We start from the raw sequence: 16,941 nt of genomic DNA on the forward strand, positions 1-16,941 counted from the left end.
AGATGCAAGCCTTGGGGCACCCCTGGCGGTCATACGTGGCGTTTGGAGGACGCGGCGAATGCCCGTAAGTCTCATGGGCACCAGGCATCGGGGGGAGGGAGATTCCTCCGCGTCATATGACCTTCGCCCGGAAATCGTGGCGCTGAGTCAAGTCAATTTGCGTTTGGCGCGCGCGGGAAGTTCGCCCCAGAAGTGGCAGGCCAGCAGCAGCGCCAAGGCTTCCACGGCCACGGCCACACCCAGGTGATGCGTGGCGCGTGCCGCGAGCACGAGGGCGCCTGTCATGACCAGCGCGATCGGCAACGTTTGGGCCCCGGAGATCACCCGGCCATGTCCCCCAGGGAAAGGCAGCTGGCTCAGCCTGCCATTGAGTCGAGGCAAGCACAACCAGAGTCCCGCCCAGGACAGCAAGCCCATCAGGAAGCGCCAGCTCCACAGCTGGGGGCCGTGTTCCCGGGTCAACTGGGCCAGGGCATCTTCCTGCGTACCGGCGAAGAGGCGGTACATGCCCACGCCATCCCGTCGGTGAGGCGTCAGGCTGCCCATCGTCTCGAGTTCGCCATAGACCGTGACGGTTCCGCCTGGGGCGTAGGCGGCATAGCCGATGCGCAGATCTCCCACCTCGGGCTGCCGGGGATTGGCCTTGGCCAGGTAGAGCTTGTCCTCGAATACCTCCCCTCCTTGGGTCTGAAGGGTGCTGATGCGCAGGGGCTCCAGGCGTGGCAACAGCAGGCGCGTCAGGTCCAACCGCAGGCCCGACACGCTCGCTTGCTCCACCAGCAGGCTGCGCGCCGTTAAGGGCAGCGGCGGGTTCAGGTGGTCGGCAGGGAGGCGAAAGCGACGGCTATCCGCGGGAGAGGCCGTCCAGACTTTGATATAACGAGGGAGCACCTCGGACCTATCCTCCGTCTCATCCTCCAACCATTGCTCCTCCCAGGCATACATCTCCACGCTGCGCAAGAGCTTCAGATAGTGTCCGGGCGCGAGGAACTCGTCTCCGATCAGTTGGGGCGTGTCGATGATCCCGGTCGCCGCCACGAACTGCCCCACCCGGTCGCCCGAGGGGGCATTGGCGGCCATCGCGTGGGCCGTCTCCGCCAGCGCCGCTTCGTTTGAGATGGTTTCATGCCGGTAGGCCAGCGCCACCGCACTGGCCACCAGGACCAGGCCCAGCAAACCCGCCAGCAGGCTGCTGTGGAGGCGAGCCAACCAGGTCGGGCGAGACCCGGGCCGTGGAGCGGGGGAAACAGAACGCAAGGACTCGAAACCAAGGGACGGTGGCGCGGGGGGGGCGCCCTGGCGATCGCGCGTTTGGGGGCGGGCAAGCCAAAGGGACGCCGGCTTTATACCCGGACGGAACCGCCTATGGGCGGGTGATGGGCGGCTGGGGCGCTAGAGCATCTGATAAGGGTCCAGGTCCAGCGTGAGCCTGACGCCTGCGTGGGCGGCCAGGGCCGTGGCGCGTCGGATGGCGGCACGATGAGGTTCGAGGTCCGTGCACTTGAGAAAGATCTGCTGGCGGTGCAGGCCCCGCAGCTGCGCCAGCGGGGCTTCGTGGGGACCGAAGACCTCGGCCTCGGGAATCTCGCGCAGGCTGGCGGCCACGCGCTCCGCCACGCGTTGGGTCAATTCGCGGTCGGCGCCTGCGGCGATCGCCACCGCCAGCGCACAGACCGGTGGCCAGCGCAGGGCCTCCCGGTCCGGCCATTCGTGATGGAAGAACCCCTCGTAGTCGTGCTGGGCGGCCGCCTGCAAGGCCGGATGGTCCGGTTCGTAGGCCTGGACCACTACCCGGCCTGGCCACTCGTGGCGTCCGGCCCGCCCCGCCACCTGGGCCAGCAGCTGAAAGGTCCGCTCGGCAGCCCGAAAATCAGGCAGGTTCAGGGCGGCATCGGCGGCCATGACTCCCACGAGGGTCACCCGCGGAAAGTCGAGTCCCTTGGCCACCATTTGCGTACCGATCAGGATGTCGTGCTGGCCGGCCCCGAAGGCATCCAGCAGGGTCGCATGGCTGCCTTTGCGGGAGGTGGTGTCGCGGTCCACCCTGACGATGCGGGCCTCGGGCAGCAAGCGCTGACAGGCTTCCTCGATCTGCTGGGTTCCGGCACCAAAATGCCGGATGTAGGGCCCATGACATTGTGGGCAGGTGTCGGGTACCAGGCTGCGGGCATCGCAATAGTGGCAACGCAGATGGGCCGGATTCTGGTGGTGCGTCATGGCCACGGCGCAACGCGAACAACGGCAGGTGTAGCCGCACTCCCGGCAGAAGACGAAGGAACTGTAGCCCCGTCGGTTGAGCAGCAAGATCGCCTGTTCCTGCCGGGCCAACGTTTCCCGGAGCGCATCCGTCAGCGCTCGGGAAAAGGTGCCGCGATGTCCCTGGCGCATTTCTTCCCGCATATCGACGATCTGCACCGGAGGCAGGGGGCGATCGCCGACCCGACGGTGCATGCGCAACAGGGTGAGCTGTCCCGCGCGGGCGGCCGCATAGGACTCGAACGAGGGCGTGGCACTACCGAGAATGACCGTGGCCTGTTCCCGACGGCCGCGTTCCAGGGCCACCCGGCGGGCGTGGTAACGGGGGCTGCTGTCCTGCTTGTATGAACTTTCGTGCTCCTCGTCGACGATCACCACGCCCAGGTCCGGCACGGGAGCGAAGACGGCCGAGCGAGCCCCCACGACCACCCGGGCTTCGCCCGCGCGAATGCGCTGCCAGGCGTCGAAGCGCTCGCCATCGCTCAGGCCCGAGTGCCAGATCGTGACGGTGTCACCGAAGCGGTCTTGAAAGCGCCGGGCGGTCTGCGGCGTGAGGGAGATCTCGGGGACGAGGACGATCGCCCCACGCCCGGCCGCCAAGGATTCCGCGATCACGCGCAGATAGACCTCCGTCTTGCCACTGCCGGTCACGCCGTGCAGCAGGAAGGCCTGGCCCGCCGGGGCGTCCAGGATGGCCTCCAGAATGGCGGCCTGCTCGGGTGTCGGCACAGGGCCGAGCAGGCCCTTGGCCTGGACGGGGAGGTCGCGGCGCACGGCCCGCATCTCGAAGCGAATGGCGCCCTTAGCCGCCAGGCGTTGAAGGGTGGCGTTGTCGGTCTGAGCCAGCCTTTGCAGGGTGGCGGTCGGAAGGGCCTCGCCCGCGCGGGTCAGCAGGTCTGTAATTTCGGCCTGGCGTGGCGTCAGGTTCAGGTCCGAAGGGGGCGGCGCGAGCACGGCAAAACGTTGCATCCGCGCTTTGCCCGCAGGAGCCACCAAGGTGGTCTGGATGCGCACCAGGCCTTGACGCCGCCAATCCGCCAGCACCAGCTGGGCCCGTCGCGCAGCTTGCTGCAGGGCCCCCAAGGGGACCCCGGACGGGGCCGAGAGAAGCAAGTCGGCCAGCTTCTGTGCCCCCGGGGCCGAGTGGGCCAGTGCTGCCCGCAGGGCGTCGGGCGAGTCCGTCAGGTGAACCACCCGGCGCACCCGGGTGAGGGTGCCACGGGGCATGAGGGCCTGCAGAACGTCCGCCACTGGCGCAAGGGTCGTTTCCGCCAACCACGGCAACAGGTCGCGAATCGTCGCAGGGAGGACTTCGCCCGCCACAACGTCTTCCAACGCTCGCGTGCGACCGCTGGCCGGGGCGGCGTCGTGCAGGGCGACGATGTAGCCACCCACGTGCCGTTGGGAGCCAAATGGCACGATGACCGGCGTGCCAGGTCTCAGCCGGCCGATCCAGGCCTCTGGAATGGCGTAGGTGTAAGGGCGTGGGTCTGCCAGCGTCACTCCATCGATCCAGACATCGGCGAACCGAGCCGGCGAGGGCGATGCGGAGGCGTCCGAGGGAGAGGAGGAGGTCACTTCGCTCAAGCGGTTTCATTATGCCACGGGGTTGGGCGCACCGGGGGAAGATAGGTTGACGTCTAACTATTAGGTGTGAGAATGTAAAGTGTCTCAATAAATGAGAGCTCAGCCAGTGGCCATCGGCGCGCCTTGACGGCGCGGAGTGGCACGGAAAGGCGCAGCGTGTCCGTGGAGCGATGTCCGTGTTTCACCTTGGGGCTGGCCCATCGACGGGTCCAGCGCTTCTTCGAAGAGGCCTTGTCGCCTCTTGGCTTGACGGTGGCGCAGGCCCACGTGCTCCACGCCTTGTTCAGTCAGGACCAGCGCCAAGCCAAAGACCTGGCGCGTGAATTGCAGGTGGATGCGGCCACTTTGACGCCGATGCTGGACCGGTTGGAACGCCTGGGTCTGGTGCGGCGTTGTCCGGATCCGCAGGACCGCCGGGCCACCCGCATTTGCCTGGAAGAGCGGGCCCATCGCCTCCGCCCGGCGGTGGAAACGACTCTCTCCGGGGCCACCGAGCGACTTGTTTCGCTGTATGCTCCCGACGAATTCGCCACGCTGATGCGCTTGATCCAGCGCTTGAACCTCGAACGATTGCCCCCCCTGGCCCCGGTGCTGTCGTCCGAAACGACCATCAGCCCGGCTGAAAGCAACCTGGAAAGGACCCTGTGATGAAGCTTTACAACCTTGAGCGCTGCCCCTATTGCAAGATGGTGCGCGACCGCCTGAAGGCGCTGAACCTCTCCTATGAAACGGTGGAAGTGCCTTCCGAGCGGCCTGACCGCCACGAGGTCTATGCGGTGTCCGGTCAGTGGACGGTGCCGGTCTTGATTGATGGGGAGCAGGTCTTCGACGATGAGGACAAGATCCTGGCATATCTCGACGCGACCTATGGGGCACCCTCGGGTCGCTGAGGACAGGGCGTCCGATTTCGGCACGGAAAGGAAGGGGCCAGGCGATGAATGAGCCGGAAGTCGCAGTGCGGGAACGCGCCCTCAGCGAGGCCAGCCACGCGGAGGCGGTCCGTCGGGCCCTGGCGTTGAATGCCCGAGCCGGGGAATCAGCGCTCTATGCCAACAATCAAAAGACGCTCCCGCCCGGCCGGCACACGGCGTGGCGCATTGCCCCGGAGCCCTATGCCCTTCCACCTGCGCGGGTCCGTGAACTCGAAGCCCTCGGGTCGCATCTGCTGTCGCTGATGGGGGCGTTGAACAAGCTTTATGCCGACAGCGTCAAGGGGCGTCAGCCTGCCTGGGTCCATCAGGTGCTTGACCAGGGCAAGCCGGAGGCCCTGGTTGACTATCAGCGGATGAATCGCTTCAAGAACCTCCTGCCGCGGGTGATCCGGCCCGATCTGGTGATCGATGAATCCGGGCAGCTGGCCTGTTGTGAACTCGACTCGATTCCTGGGGGCATCGGTTTGACGGCGGCGATGTCAGCCGATTACGCGGCCCTGGGATGTCAGATCCTCGGCGGGGCTGACGGTCTGGTTCAGGGCTATGCGGCGATGATCCGGGATGTGGCCGAGAAAACGGACCCGAACCTGGCCATCGTGGTGTCTGAGGAGTCCGATGACTACTGGCTGGAGCAGCAATGGCTGGGCGACGCCTTGCAGGCTCAGGGGCTCTCTACCGTCGTCGTGCGTCCGGGCGACCTGCGGTATGACGGCGACACCGTGCGGGTCGACCTCGCCACGGGCGAATGCCGCCAGATCGATGTGATCTATCGCTTTTTTGAACTGTTCGACCTCAAGAACCTGCCCCGGGCCGAGCTGGTTCAATACGCCAACAAGAAGGCCCAGGTGGTGGTGACGCCCCCGTACAAGGCGTTCCTCGAGGAAAAGTTGAGTTTCGCCCTCTACCACCACCCGGCGCTGCGGGCCTTCTGGCGCTCGGAACTGTCCGCCGACACGCGCCTCGTCCTGGACCGCCTGCTGCCACGCACCTGGCTGCTGGACCCCGCGCCCTTGCCCGCCCAGGCCGTGATTCCAGACCTCCAGGTGGATGGGGCGCCGATTCAAGATTGGATGGCGTTGGCCGGAGCCACCAAACGTGATCGCGCCTACGTGTTGAAACCCTCGGGCTTCTCCGCGCTGGCTTGGGGCAGTCACGGGGTGGCGTTTGGTCATGACCTGTCGTCCGCCGATTGGGAGCTGGCCTTGCGCAACGCCCTGACCGCTTTTCCCCGTAATCCTTACATACTTCAGGCCTATCGCAAGCCGGAAAAGACGGAAATCCGTTATTACGACTTTCGGCAGGAAACCGTTGTGCCGATGGCGGGCCGGGCGCGGCTGTGTCCCTATTATTTTGTCGTCGGCCAGGAGGCGCGCCTGTCCGGGGTGCTCTCCACCATCTGCCCGCTGGATAAACTTGCCATTCACGGGATGACGGACGCGGTGATGGTTCCAACGACGGTGGGTCAGGCGCACGGGGACGGCGCGTGATGAACCTTCCCTCGGCTCCTGCCTCCGCGTCGCCCACCGCTTGCCCGCCGGCCATCGCCGTGCGGGGCCTGCGCAAGACCTATGGCGATTTCACCGCCGTCGACGGCATCACATTCGAGGTTCAGCCCGGAGACTTTTTCGCTTTCCTGGGGCCAAATGGCGCGGGCAAGACCACCACGATCAACGCCTTGGTCGGTCTGGCCCGCTATGCCGAGGGGACGATCGCGCTGTTCGGTGCCGACGTGCAGCGCGATTTTCGCCAGGCCCGTTCGGTGGTCGGCCTGGCGCCGCAGGAGTTCAACTTCGACCGCTACCTGACGGTCGAGGAGATTCTGCTCTACCAGGCCGGCTACTTCGGCGTCCCGCGTTCGGTGGCGCGGGAGCGCGCGCGGGCGCTGCTGAGCCAGTTCTCTCTGTGGGACAAACGTGACAAGGACGTGAGTAAGTTATCCGGGGGCATGAAGCGGCGGCTGACCCTGGCGCGGGCCTTGATCCACGGCCCGCGGGTGCTGATTCTCGATGAACCCACGGCCGGGGTGGACCTGGCCTTGCGCCTTGAACTGTGGGACTTTTTGCGGGCTCTGAACGCCGAGGGCATGACCATCTTTCTGACCACCCACTACCTCGAAGAGGCGGAACAACTGTGCAATCGGGTGGCCATCATCCACCAGGGGCAGCTGGCGGCGCTGGACGACAAGCGGACCCTGTTGGCGCAACTGAGTCAGGACCGTCTGGAACTGACCTTTGCCACCCCTGTGGCGCTGATCCCCGCCGGGCTGGACGATCTCCACGTCGAACGCCTGGACGATGGGGCACGCGTGGTGATTCATCAGACGCAGCCTCGGATGCTCAGCCCGATCCTGAACGCCTTCGCGGAGGAAGGCCACGAATTGCAGGATGTTCGATTTGCGCGGCGCACCCTCCAGGACATCTTTCTGGAACTCACCAGTCGAAAGTCATCATGAACACCTTGGGCCTGCTCACGCTCTGCCGGCGAGAACTTCGCCGGACCTTCCAGATCATCAACCAGGTGGTCTGGCCCCCTATCGTCTCGACGCTGTTGTATATCCTGATCATCGGGATCTCGGTCGGCGGAAGAATCGAGACCACCAGCGGGGTCCCCTATGTGGTCTTCCTGATCCCAGGTCTGGTGATTCTGACGGTGATCGAGGCCTCCTTTGCGGAGAGCTCCGCCTCGCTCTTTCAACATCGCTTCATGAACAGCATCCAGGAATTGCTGACGGCCCCGCTCTCGGCCTTCGAAATCGTCTGTGGCTTCGTGTCGGGCTCGGTCGCCCGGGCGTTGCTGCTGGGCAACTTGCTCCTGCTGTTTCTTCCGCTCTTCACGGGGCGTTGGCCCGCCCACGTGATGCTCTACTTGGGCCTCATGGTGCTGGTGGCGGTCCTGTTCTCGGCCATCGGCCTGCTGATGGGCCTGTGGGCCGAAAAGTGGGACCATATCGCCATTCCGCAGACCTTTTTCTTCACGCCCCTGATCTGGCTCGGAGGCGCCTTCTCTCCTCTGTCACTGCTGCCTGAGGCCGCCCGACCCCTGGCTGCCTTCAACCCGATGTTTTACCTGATCGACGGGTTTCGCTACGCCGTGTTGGATGTGGCCGAGGTTCCGCTCTGGCAATCGCTCGGTGTGACGGTGGCCCTGACGGCGTTGGCGCTTGGTGCGGTTCTGGAATTGTTCCGGCGCGGCTGGAAACTGCGCGTCTGATTCCCGAGTCGGTTCCCGGCGGGCCTCAAGGGGGACCCACCGTGTTGACGGCCGGCGTGGCGCGCGGGGTGGGCGTGGGAAGGGGACGGTAGGGCGCATAGATGTCGGCAGGCTCCCAGCCCCGCAACATCGTCGGGCTGCTCTCGTAGGCCAAGCGCTTCAACGGCGGGTGGTCGTCCATGAAGTGGTCGAAGGCGAAGGCATTGAAGTCCGCCCGTGTTTCCAGCACCACGCGGGCTCGCTCGTCCGGGGTCATGTAGGCGTTGGTCACGTCCTCCAGGGCTTGGAGATGCGTCGAACGCAGCGTGTCCAGCGCCACCTCCTCCTGTGCTTGTGCCAGTCTCAGCTTGTCGGCGACGAAGGTGGTGCCGGCATCGAGCAGCACCGGGATATCCAGCACCTTGCGTGGCGCGTTGCAAACGGCTCGAAAGCGGAGCGTTCCGCCACTGCCCTTCAGCAGGACGACCACAAAGAGCCGTTCGCGAGAGGGCTGTAGCGGATAGAGCAGGAAGTGTCCCCGGGCATTCACGCTGCTGCCCTCGCTCAGTGCCTTGCCGCTTCCGTCCACCGCTTGAGCCGTGGCGCCTTCCACCGACGTCACGTTGATGCGTTGCAGCAGGGCTGCCTCGGCAGACAGGGTGCCGACCAGACGGCCTGCATTGGGGAGAATCTGACGGACGGCGCCGAGCCGCCCGAAGGTTTGCTCGGTGGGCGGCGCAATCCGTTCCTGCTGGATTTGAGGGGTGACCACACAGCCCCCAAGCAACAACCACGGCATCAGCCACGCCAGCGCCAGGCGGCGTGGCTGATGCCGTGCGGGCTTTCGGGCTAGGCAGTAGGGGGAGGTCAAGGCGCACGTCACGGCACGATCGTGGCCCCTAGCAAGCGGTTGACCGTGCCCGCTGGAAGTTTCAGGCGCCAGGGCCCCTCGTGCCGATGGGAGAAGGCCAGGTAGGCGGCGCCCCACGGCTTCAGGGCCAGTTCGACCTCGTCACTGGGGCGTTCGGCGGCCTGAAATCCTGGCAAGATGATATCTTCCAGGCCCGTGGAGGAACGGTAAAGGCCCTTGAGGGACAGGTTCTTGTACCGGTATTCGTCGGTTTCCGCCATTGGCGTGCCATTGAGGAAGTTGGCAATCGTCCACGCCCGGAAATGGTTGGCAAAGGTGGTGTTGCGTTTTGCCAGCAAGGCAGACAGGCAAGCAACGCCGGCGCGATTGTCATGGAGGATCTCTGCCACGATCTCGCTGCCGTAGCGGTCGACCAGGTAGCGCACGAACAGGTAAGACTGTCCGTAGGCGAAGCCATTGGGGTTTTCATTCCACGACGTCAGGGAGTAGGCGGACGGATTTTCTTGAAATCCCCGCAGGTCCTTGGCGATGTGGTAATCGCCCGCCGGCAACCCGTAACCCGCGAGTTCCATGGCGTACATGCTCAGCCCTTCATCCAACCAGGTATCCTCCACCAGCCGATAGCCGAGCCGGGCGGACTTCCGGGAGAAATTCAGCAGGTGCTGGAATTCGTGGGCCAAGGTGCCGTAGGAGGTCAGCTTCGGTCGATCGAACAGCTGGTCGGTCATGAACAGGACTTCCTTCTGGTTCGAATGACCGCCACCGCGTGGAATGGCGTCACGGGACCAGAAGTAGCCCATCAGGCCCTTCTCTTTGCCCCAGTTGTCCACCGCCGGCGAGAGCACGATGAAGATGCGGGGTTCTCCATCCACGCCCGGGCTGGCGGGCTGACCGAAGACAGCCGTCAGACGCGGGTAAATACGCGACTCCCACTCCGTGACCAGCTGGTCGAGTTGCGCGTCCGAGACCGGTTTGGCTTGCTGGTCCACATACAGCAGGGCGTGAGCCGAGACGCGCCGAAGCTGGCATACCTGCTTGCGATCGCTGTCGGCGTTCGAATCGCCCGTGTTGACCCAAAAGGCTTCCGTCGAACCTGGTTCGCGAGCCGGTAGGGCCTGCGCGAGACGGCGCGAGACCACAGGGCCTGCGGGCAGGTCGCGATGGACCGTGAAACGCGACGTGTAGGGCATCTCGGGCGGGGATTCCAGGCGCGGAACCGGGCGGTTCAAACCCTGGAGGGTCCATCGGTACGTGCTGAGCTCTCCCAATGGGCTGACCACGAACCGCAGGGGCGGATTTCCCACGGCCGCGGCACTGGCGATCAAGGTCAGGCTGCGGCCCGGCGTGGTGGTGACCTCCAAGGCATCGGTGCGCGGCTCCAGCAGGGTGAGCGCGGCATTCCGACCCAGGCTGGCCGATGGGGAGGTCGTGGGAGGGTCCGCCAGCGCCGGGACGGACGGGCGAACGGCCGGGGGCGTCGCGATCTGGAGACACCCCAGCAGGGCGCCTGACGTCAAGCCGGCGAGCCAGATTCGGGCAGAGAAACGAAAGGGGCGCATCGTGCTGGACATTGACAAGGCCATTGTAACGTGTCCCCGCAGGGGCGAGGGCGGCGTCACCAGGATTCCGGCTGGCCGCCGGAGGTCTCGTGTGCCGTTGGTTGCAGGCTGGCGCTGAACCTGTTAAGATTACGCCTCCGCGGCGGCATAGCCAAGTGGTAAGGCGAAGCTCTGCAAAAGCTTTATTCCCCGGTTCGAATCCGGGTGCCGCCTTGAGGGCGTATAGCTCAGTTGGTTAGAGCGCCACGTTGACATCGTGGAGGCCACTGGTTCGAGTCCAGTTATGCCCACCTCAATACAGCCCGGATGCCTGGCATCCGGGCTGTATACCGTTTTGTAGGCTGAGACGAGACGCCGGGGCACAGCAGAAAGCCCCCCCGTGGCAGGGAGCTTGGCATAGACAGGCGCACGCCCCCCTTGCGCGGGGGCGTGCGCCCAGGTGTCAGGCCGCGGCGCGCGCCTGTTCTTCGGCGGTGTGGGCCTGCTCTTCGGCCTCGAATCGCTCGCGAATCGCCGTTGGCGTGCGTCCGAGCAGCGATACCCCCACCGTTACGGCGGTGCCGACCACAATCAGCCACGGCCAGGCCAGCGCGGTGAAGTATTTCAGGTAGACCACCGTGATGATGCTGAGCACGACGCCCCCGATGTTGGTCAGGGTGTTGCCGCGCGACTTGCTGAAGATGGCCACGAGGAAGATTCCCAGCATCCCGCCATAGAAGAAGGTCATGACGCCCAGCGCGATCGAGAGCAAGTCGACGCTGGTGTGGGTCTGGGCGAAGTAGGCCACTGCCAGGGCGATCGCCGCATCGATGCTACCCACCAGCACGGTGGTGACGCGGGACGCGCCCACATAGTGCTCCGGCGAGGCTTCGGTGCGGATGTAGCGCTGGTACACGTCGGTGATGACGGTGGAACTGGTGGCGTTGATGCCCGAACCCAGACTCGAGAGCGCCGCCGCGATCACGGCGGCGAGCACCAGGCCCGTCACGCCGGGAGGCAGGACATTGACGATGTAATGCAGCAGGAACTGGTTGTTGTGTCCCTCGGCCTTGAGCTGGGCAGCCAACTGGGCCATCTGATGACCGGGCGCCAGGTGATTGGCATAGACGAACAGCAACTGCCCGATGAAGAGAAACACACAGAGAATGCCCACCCCCAGGAAGCCGCTCATCCACATCGAACGCTTGCCATCGGCGCTGTCCTTGCACGTCAGCAGGCGCTGGACCATGTCCTGGTCGGTGCCGTGGGTCGCCATGGTGAGGAAAAACCCACCAATGATGGCCGGAAGGACGTTGTACGGATTGGTCAGCCAGTCCCAGCCAGAGAAATTGAGGTCGAAGACCTGGAACTTACCCGCCGCGTGAATTTCCTGCACCACCTGGCCGACGCCCAGCGGAATGTTCGAGAGCAGGCTGTAAACCAGAATCAGAGCCCCACCGATCAGCACGCTGGCCTGGATCACTTCCGTCCAGATCACGCCTTTGATGCCACCAAACAGGGTGTAGATGGTCGCGGCCAGCGCCAGAGCCAGGATTGACTGGGTGACGTCCATGCCGGTCGCGACGTGGATGGCCAGAGAGGCGATAAACAACCGAGCCCCGTCGGCGAACAGACGCCCCAGCAGAAAGACCGAGGCGGTGGCGGTATTGGTTCCCAGCCCGAAGCGGGCCATCAGGTAGCCATAGACGGTGTAGACGTTGAAGCGGTAGTAAAGGCCGATGAACAGCACGGCGATGGCAAAGCGTGCCGCGATGGTTCCCACCGAAAATTGCAGGTAGGTGAGGTTCCTCGTATAGCCCTGTTCAGGTGCCCCGAGAAAGGTGGCGGCGCTGATTTCCGTCGCGATCAGGCTGAGCAGCGCGGCCCACCAGGGGATCGAACGCCCGCCAAGAAAAAACTCATCGATGTTGCTCTGGCGCCGTCCGAACCAGATTCCGAGGCCGGTGACGAGGAAGACGTAAAAGACGATGATGACCCAATCGAGGGTGTGCATGACCCGGTTCTCCACCTGCTAAGCTGCTGCGATCCTTGTGAAACATACTGGATCCGCGTTGTGAAGCCAATCCTTTGAGGGAGAGCACGCCAGGCCCCCGCTTGATGGAGCGCGGAGGACCGTTCGAGGCGGAATGTCGCTCGCGAAATGTCTCAACCCCTGCTTTCAGCGCCCGGGAAGGGGTTGGGGGGTCGCGCTGAGATATTGCTTGAACCAGCGCGTGCTCAGCTCGGCGACGCGTTCCAGGCTGTTTCCCTCCTGGAAGAGATGGCCCGCGCCCGGTACCAGCACGAGTTCGACCGGGGCGCGCATCCTGGCGCGGGCCCCTTCGTTCAGGGCGATCACCTGCTCGTCGCGCGCCCCCACGATCAGCAGGGTGGGCGCTTGCACCAGGGGCAGGGCATCGCTCACCAGATCCGGACGTCCGCCCCGGCTGACGATCGCCTGCACCCGACCCGGGTCATGGGCCGCCGCCAGCAAGGCCGCTGCCGCCCCCGTGCTCGCCCCGAAATAGCCCAGCCTGAGCGGGCGCAGACTGCGCTGAGCGGCAACCCAGGCGCTGACGCGTTGCAAGCGTCCGGCCAGGCGCTCGAGGGCGATGCCCGGACACTCCAGGCCCGCTTCTCGTGCGCTCTCCTCGGGCGTGAGCAGATCGAACAGCAAGGTCGCCAGACCGGCGCTGCGCAGGGCGGCGGCCACATACTGGTTGCGAGGGCTGAAGCGGCTGCTGCCGGTGCCGTGCGCGAAGACCACCAGGCTGCTCGCGCCGGGAGGACGGCCGAGCACGCCGTACAAGGGCCCTTCCCGCACGTCGATGACCACGTTCTCCAGGGGATGGGCCGACCTGATCTGAACCCGCATGGGCTTCTCCTCGCTGCGTGACGCCTGGGCCCCGTTCAGGGTAGGGGCAGCGCCGGAAGGGGCAAAGCCTCAGCCACGCGTTGTTTCGGGGCGACCACCGCCACCCGCCCCACCCGACATGCCTCGGGAAGAACGCATGGAGTGCCCTTTCAGCAGAACTTCACCTTGAGACAACCCCTTTGTAACCGAGTTGGAACCCCGGATCAGCGATAACTCCCTCAGTCGTTTCCCTCTCGCCTCGCCGCTTACTGGCGTCTGGATTTGAAGAGAAGGCTGTTCCGCATGAATCAAACGCGTCTTTCCCCGTCCACGGCGTCTGGCCACCGCTCCCTGCCGCCAGCCTCCGCCGGCTTGCCGGAGGCCTGGGCGCCCACCCATTGGAACGATTCCGGACGGTTTGCCCTGGACTCCCTGACGATCGCCGACGCCTCGCGCCTGGCGGTCAGCGATGCGTTGAATGGTTCACTGAAGGAGGGCCCCCTGGCCTTCGTCCCGGCGGATGGCATCGGCCAGGCTGCGCCGCCCGTGTGGAACTCCGAGGTGCCCCTGGAGCGCTTGCTGGAATATCTGAGACCGGATGACGCTGAAAAGTCGGCTTCGTCGCCGCTCGAGCCGGGGGACGTGCAGGCCTCCGCGCAGTCGCTGCGCCAGCGCCAACGCCTCGCGGCGATCGCCCGGCGCGCGTCTGCCAACCGGGATCCCGATGGGCGCTGCTATTTCCACGTCTGGCGCTTCCTCCAATGGGCCGGTGGCTACGGACGCGTGCTGCAAGCGGGGATTCCTCATTCCCACAGTCGGTACGCTCGCCAGTTCGCCGATTATGCCAACCGCAACCTGCAGGCGCTGGGGCTCAAGCGGCTGCCACTCGACAATCCCTATGCGGCGCCGGCCGGCGCGATCGTGGTGGTGCGTCCCGGCGCCCCGGGCACGGGGCATCCGGTGGCCGGCGACATTGCGGTGGCCGATGGTCAGGGCCGCTTTTTCAATGGCGGTGAGATGAGCTACGGGGGCCCCGGACGCTTTCCGCCCGGCAATAATTACGTTCTCGGCATCTACGTTCCGGCTTGAATGGGGTGCTTGAATTTATGGTTAAATAGTGGTTAAATATCCCCGGACCTGGTCACCTCCGCCTCGCTGTCCGAGGCCTGGGACGGGCCATCTCGCGGGGGATATGCACCATGCTGGAGTCCTCGACTCAGTTTCGCCCTGGCGCCTCGGCGCGTCCCCGCCTGGCGCGTGATGTCACCGAGGCGCTCGGCCAGGTTCCGCTGCTCCGTCTCAACCGCCTGGGCCAGGCATGTGAGGCCCATGAACTGTTCCTCAAGCTTGAAGCGTGCAACCCAGGCGGCAGCATCAAGGAAAAGAATGCCGCCTTCCTGATCAAGGAAGCCGAGGAAAGTGGCTTGTTGCCCCCGGGGGGCACGATCGTCGAGTCGAGTTCGGGCAATTTTGGCATTGGACTGGCCATGGTCGGCGCGGCCCGCGGGTACCGCGTGATCATCGTGGTCGATGCCAAGACCGCTCCCCCGATGCGTCGCATGCTGAAGGCCTATGGGGCGGAGCTGGTGGACGTGCCGCTCTCCGAGGCGGATGCCAACGGTTCGATGCAGGTGGCCCGCATGAGCAAGGCCCGCGCACTGGCGCAGGAACTGCCCGACGCCTGGTATCCCTGTCAGCACCTCAATCCCTTGAATCCCGAGGCTCACGCCCTGCACACGGCCCGAGAGATCGAGGCCGCCTTCGATGGCGCCCCCGACGTGATCGTGGTGGGGCTCAGCACGGCCGGACAGCTGGCCGGGATTGCGCGCTATTTTCGGCGCTGGTATGCCGGCGTTCGGCTGGTCGGAGTGGATGTGGCGGGTTCAGCCATTCTGGGGACGCCGCGCCACCCTTACAAGATGACCGGCCTCGGCCTGTCTTTCGCGCCCCCCAACTACGACCCGCGGGTCCTCGATGCGGCATACTCCGTCCCCGACGACCTCGCCTTTTCTGTGTGTCACGCGCTGGCTCGCCGCGAGGGTCTGCTGTTGGGGGCTTCTACGGGCGCCATCGTGGCCGCGGGCCTGGCCTTTGCCAGCCTGCTCGAGGGGCGCCAGAAGGTCGTGATGCTCAATCCTGATCGCGGAGATCGCTACCTGGAGACGGTCTACGACCCGTCCTGGCTGCGGGAGAGTGGCATCGAGATCCTGGAAGAGGCGTCGCTGGAGGCGGCGATCGCCGCGCTGGACCCGGTTCCTCGCCTGCAGATGCTGGCCGCCGGCCCTGCCAGCCTCTGACCTCCAGAGCCAGGCCGTCATCCAGGGCCTGCCTCCAGTGGCGTCCCCGCGGCTCAGTCGGCTGGCGTGAGGGCCGAGGGGCCCACCGCAATGACGACCTCGTCCAACGGTTGGTCGTCCCGCAACAGGGCCTCCAGTTCATCCTCGAGCGCCAGCACGTGGAGCCGGGGGTGGTCGTCCAGGCCGACCGAATCTCCCCAGACGGGGGTCTCCGGTCCCCCGCCCTTGAACGAAAACACCTCGTGGCGGCCGCCGGGCAGCAGCCTTCCGGTGCTGACCATCACGTGGGCGCCCCCGTCGAGTGACACCAGTTGGCCCGCCGGGATCGCGCCGCTCGGAATCTGGACCCGATCGCCTCGCACTTGCAGAGGCAGGCGCGTGTATCCTGCGGGAAACAGCGCGCGACGAAAACTATCGGGTTCGCCGGGGCGAATCTTTGCCATCAGGGCGCGGGCCTGCCGGTCTGGCAAAAGTTCCTGGGCGATCGCCACGCGAAACAGAAACGAGTAGCAGTGATCATCCCGGTCGTTCCAGTCAGGGTGACTGCCTGCCACGTAGCGTGGCAGGGCCTCGGGATGATTCACATAATGTCGGAGCCCTGCCACCAATCGCCCCTCCGGCGTCAGGTGACGGCGATCGCGCTCCTCCTTCACTCCTTTCGAGGTCTCCAGCGCTTCTGCTTTCGGCGGTCTGGGGGGATGCGACGGGCGGGTGGGGCGGCCGGGGCCCCTGGCATTTTGTGGCATACAAGAGCCATACCCAGCTTCCCTCATCCCTTGCTGGTGCCTGATTGACTCGACTGCGCCGTCTTTTGCCCCCACGTTGCCCTCCGCGACCGGGGCCTCCCATGATGCCGAGGTGACCGTCAGAGACTGGGAGGAATCTGGAATGAATGGAGCTTTGACTTCCGGCATGCGTGGGCTGACGTGCCTGCTCTTGCCCGTTTTGGCGCTTGGATGTGCCCTGCCGAATCCCACCCAAGGGGAGAAAGAATCGAACGCCGATTCTCCCTCCTACGGCCTGAGCGCGATGGCCGCCCCGAGGGAGCCGCACGCGCGCTGGTTGCAGCGTCTGGCGCTGTCGGATGGCCAGCTGCGGCGCTTGCGGAACATCGTGCATGATGCGCTCGGCATGACCGAACCGATGCTGGATCAGGTTCGTCCATTGCTCAGCGCGGCGGTGGTCGATGAAGGTCAATTGCAGGCGGCGCTGGCGCGCGTGATGCGTCAGGACGCGGTCCAGGATGCCATGACCTTGGAACAGATCCGATTGACCCTGACGCCTGCGCAACGGCTGCAGGTGGCTCATGGCATCTCGCACTTCGCCGGCAGCCATCGCATGGTCTTCGAGCGCATGCTGGACCGATTCGCCGCTGAGACGGGGAGTTCCCTGGACCTCAGCGTGGCGCAGCGGGAGG

At 65.4% G+C, this 16,941-nt stretch carries 15 protein-coding genes and 2 tRNA genes; 10 read left to right on the forward strand and 7 right to left on the reverse strand.

The annotated features are described in order from the left end of the window. Window positions 1-147 precede the first annotated feature (147 nt). Both VKP62_13885 and priA read right to left on the reverse strand, forming a co-directional pair. Window positions 148-1,257 carry a TMEM43 family protein gene (locus tag VKP62_13885; GenBank protein MEB3198287.1) on the reverse strand — a complete coding sequence of 370 codons (1,110 nt, stop codon included), beginning with the start codon at window positions 1,255-1,257 and terminating at the stop codon, window positions 148-150. A 135-nt stretch (window positions 1,258-1,392) separates the two neighbouring features. Then, complete coding sequence (gene priA / locus VKP62_13890) at window positions 1,393-3,834, reverse strand: primosomal protein N' (GenBank protein MEB3198288.1); 2,442 nt, start codon at window positions 3,832-3,834, stop codon at window positions 1,393-1,395. A 165-nt stretch (window positions 3,835-3,999) separates the two neighbouring features. On the opposite strand from priA, the gene VKP62_13895 reads away from it, so the two are divergent. The 5 genes from VKP62_13895 to VKP62_13915 are packed head-to-tail and all read left to right on the forward strand — an operon-like array spanning window position 4,000 to window position 7,985. Further along, on the forward strand, window positions 4,000-4,491 hold the full coding sequence (locus tag VKP62_13895; protein ID MEB3198289.1) for a MarR family transcriptional regulator: 492 nt from the start codon (window positions 4,000-4,002) through the stop codon (window positions 4,489-4,491). Then, entirely contained in the window at window positions 4,491-4,733 is a 243-nt protein-coding gene (locus VKP62_13900; GenBank protein ID MEB3198290.1) for a glutathione S-transferase N-terminal domain-containing protein, read from the forward strand. The genes VKP62_13895 and VKP62_13900 overlap by 1 nt, the downstream gene beginning before the upstream one ends. A 44-nt stretch (window positions 4,734-4,777) precedes the next feature. Continuing rightward, window positions 4,778-6,262 carry a hypothetical protein gene (locus VKP62_13905; GenBank protein MEB3198291.1) on the forward strand — a complete coding sequence of 495 codons (1,485 nt, stop codon included), beginning with the start codon at window positions 4,778-4,780 and terminating at the stop codon, window positions 6,260-6,262. Then, window positions 6,262-7,227, forward strand: a complete 966-nt coding sequence (locus VKP62_13910) for an ABC transporter ATP-binding protein (GenBank protein ID MEB3198292.1) — start codon at window positions 6,262-6,264, stop codon at window positions 7,225-7,227. Before VKP62_13905 ends, VKP62_13910 begins: the two co-directional genes overlap by 1 nt. Then, entirely contained in the window at window positions 7,224-7,985 is a 762-nt protein-coding gene (locus VKP62_13915) for an ABC transporter permease (protein ID MEB3198293.1), read from the forward strand. The genes VKP62_13910 and VKP62_13915 overlap by 4 nt, the downstream gene beginning before the upstream one ends. A gap of 25 nt (window positions 7,986-8,010) precedes the next feature. Here the strand turns inward: VKP62_13915 and VKP62_13920 are convergent, their stop codons facing one another. Further along, complete coding sequence (locus tag VKP62_13920; GenBank protein MEB3198294.1) at window positions 8,011-8,736, reverse strand: hypothetical protein; 726 nt, start codon at window positions 8,734-8,736, stop codon at window positions 8,011-8,013. A gap of 107 nt (window positions 8,737-8,843) precedes the next feature. Further along, complete coding sequence (locus VKP62_13925; GenBank protein MEB3198295.1) at window positions 8,844-10,406, reverse strand: hypothetical protein; 1,563 nt, start codon at window positions 10,404-10,406, stop codon at window positions 8,844-8,846. 129 nt (window positions 10,407-10,535) lie between these two features. On the opposite strand from VKP62_13925, the gene VKP62_13930 reads away from it, so the two are divergent. Together VKP62_13930 and VKP62_13935 are read left to right on the forward strand one after the other, a co-directional pair. Beyond that, a tRNA-Cys gene (locus VKP62_13930) sits at window positions 10,536-10,607 on the forward strand. Between the two features lie 3 nt (window positions 10,608-10,610). Beyond that, a tRNA-Val gene (locus VKP62_13935) sits at window positions 10,611-10,684 on the forward strand. Between the two features lie 152 nt (window positions 10,685-10,836). Here the strand turns inward: VKP62_13935 and VKP62_13940 are convergent. Beyond that, window positions 10,837-12,387: a sodium/solute symporter gene (locus VKP62_13940; protein ID MEB3198296.1), complete on the reverse strand. Its 1,551-nt coding sequence runs from the start codon at window positions 12,385-12,387 to the stop codon at window positions 10,837-10,839. Window positions 12,388-12,552: 165 nt separating this feature from the next. Further along, window positions 12,553-13,248 carry an alpha/beta family hydrolase gene (locus tag VKP62_13945; GenBank protein MEB3198297.1) on the reverse strand — a complete coding sequence of 232 codons (696 nt, stop codon included), beginning with the start codon at window positions 13,246-13,248 and terminating at the stop codon, window positions 12,553-12,555. Between the two features lie 282 nt (window positions 13,249-13,530). Between VKP62_13945 and VKP62_13950 the strand changes: the two genes are divergently transcribed. Both VKP62_13950 and VKP62_13955 read left to right on the forward strand, forming a co-directional pair. Beyond that, complete coding sequence (locus VKP62_13950) at window positions 13,531-14,316, forward strand: hypothetical protein (protein ID MEB3198298.1); 786 nt, start codon at window positions 13,531-13,533, stop codon at window positions 14,314-14,316. A gap of 110 nt (window positions 14,317-14,426) precedes the next feature. Continuing rightward, window positions 14,427-15,524, forward strand: coding sequence for a cysteine synthase family protein (locus VKP62_13955; GenBank protein MEB3198299.1), 1,098 nt, complete (start codon window positions 14,427-14,429; stop codon window positions 15,522-15,524). A 53-nt stretch (window positions 15,525-15,577) separates the two neighbouring features. On the opposite strand, the gene VKP62_13960 is transcribed toward VKP62_13955, so the two are convergent. Next, complete coding sequence (locus tag VKP62_13960; protein MEB3198300.1) at window positions 15,578-16,177, reverse strand: hypothetical protein; 600 nt, start codon at window positions 16,175-16,177, stop codon at window positions 15,578-15,580. 235 nt (window positions 16,178-16,412) lie between these two features. Here VKP62_13960 and VKP62_13965 point away from each other — a divergent pair. Then, window positions 16,413-16,941: hypothetical protein (locus VKP62_13965; GenBank protein MEB3198301.1), on the forward strand; the 529-nt coding region annotated here is incomplete at its 3' end.

This window comes from Candidatus Sericytochromatia bacterium, assembly GCA_035285325.1.
Lineage (GTDB): Bacteria > Cyanobacteriota > Sericytochromatia > S15B-MN24 > JAQBPE01 > JAYKJB01.

Bases quoted from the DNA above. Each gene is read 5' to 3' on its own strand.
- VKP62_13905 (MEB3198291.1), top strand. From the start codon at position 4,778: ATGAATGAGCCGGAAGTCGCAGTGCGGGAACGCGCCCTCAGCGAGGCC.
- VKP62_13955 (MEB3198299.1), top strand. From the start codon at position 14,427: ATGCTGGAGTCCTCGACTCAGTTTCGCCCTGGCGCCTCGGCGCGTCCC.
- VKP62_13940 (MEB3198296.1), bottom strand. From the start codon at position 12,387: ATGCACACCCTCGATTGGGTCATCATCGTCTTTTACGTCTTCCTCGTC.
- VKP62_13925 (MEB3198295.1), bottom strand. From the start codon at position 10,406: ATGTCCAGCACGATGCGCCCCTTTCGTTTCTCTGCCCGAATCTGGCTC.
- VKP62_13910 (MEB3198292.1), top strand. From the start codon at position 6,262: ATGAACCTTCCCTCGGCTCCTGCCTCCGCGTCGCCCACCGCTTGCCCG.
- VKP62_13915 (MEB3198293.1), top strand. From the start codon at position 7,224: ATGAACACCTTGGGCCTGCTCACGCTCTGCCGGCGAGAACTTCGCCGG.
- VKP62_13945 (MEB3198297.1), bottom strand. From the start codon at position 13,248: ATGCGGGTTCAGATCAGGTCGGCCCATCCCCTGGAGAACGTGGTCATC.
- VKP62_13950 (MEB3198298.1), top strand. From the start codon at position 13,531: ATGAATCAAACGCGTCTTTCCCCGTCCACGGCGTCTGGCCACCGCTCC.
- VKP62_13900 (MEB3198290.1), top strand. From the start codon at position 4,491: ATGAAGCTTTACAACCTTGAGCGCTGCCCCTATTGCAAGATGGTGCGC.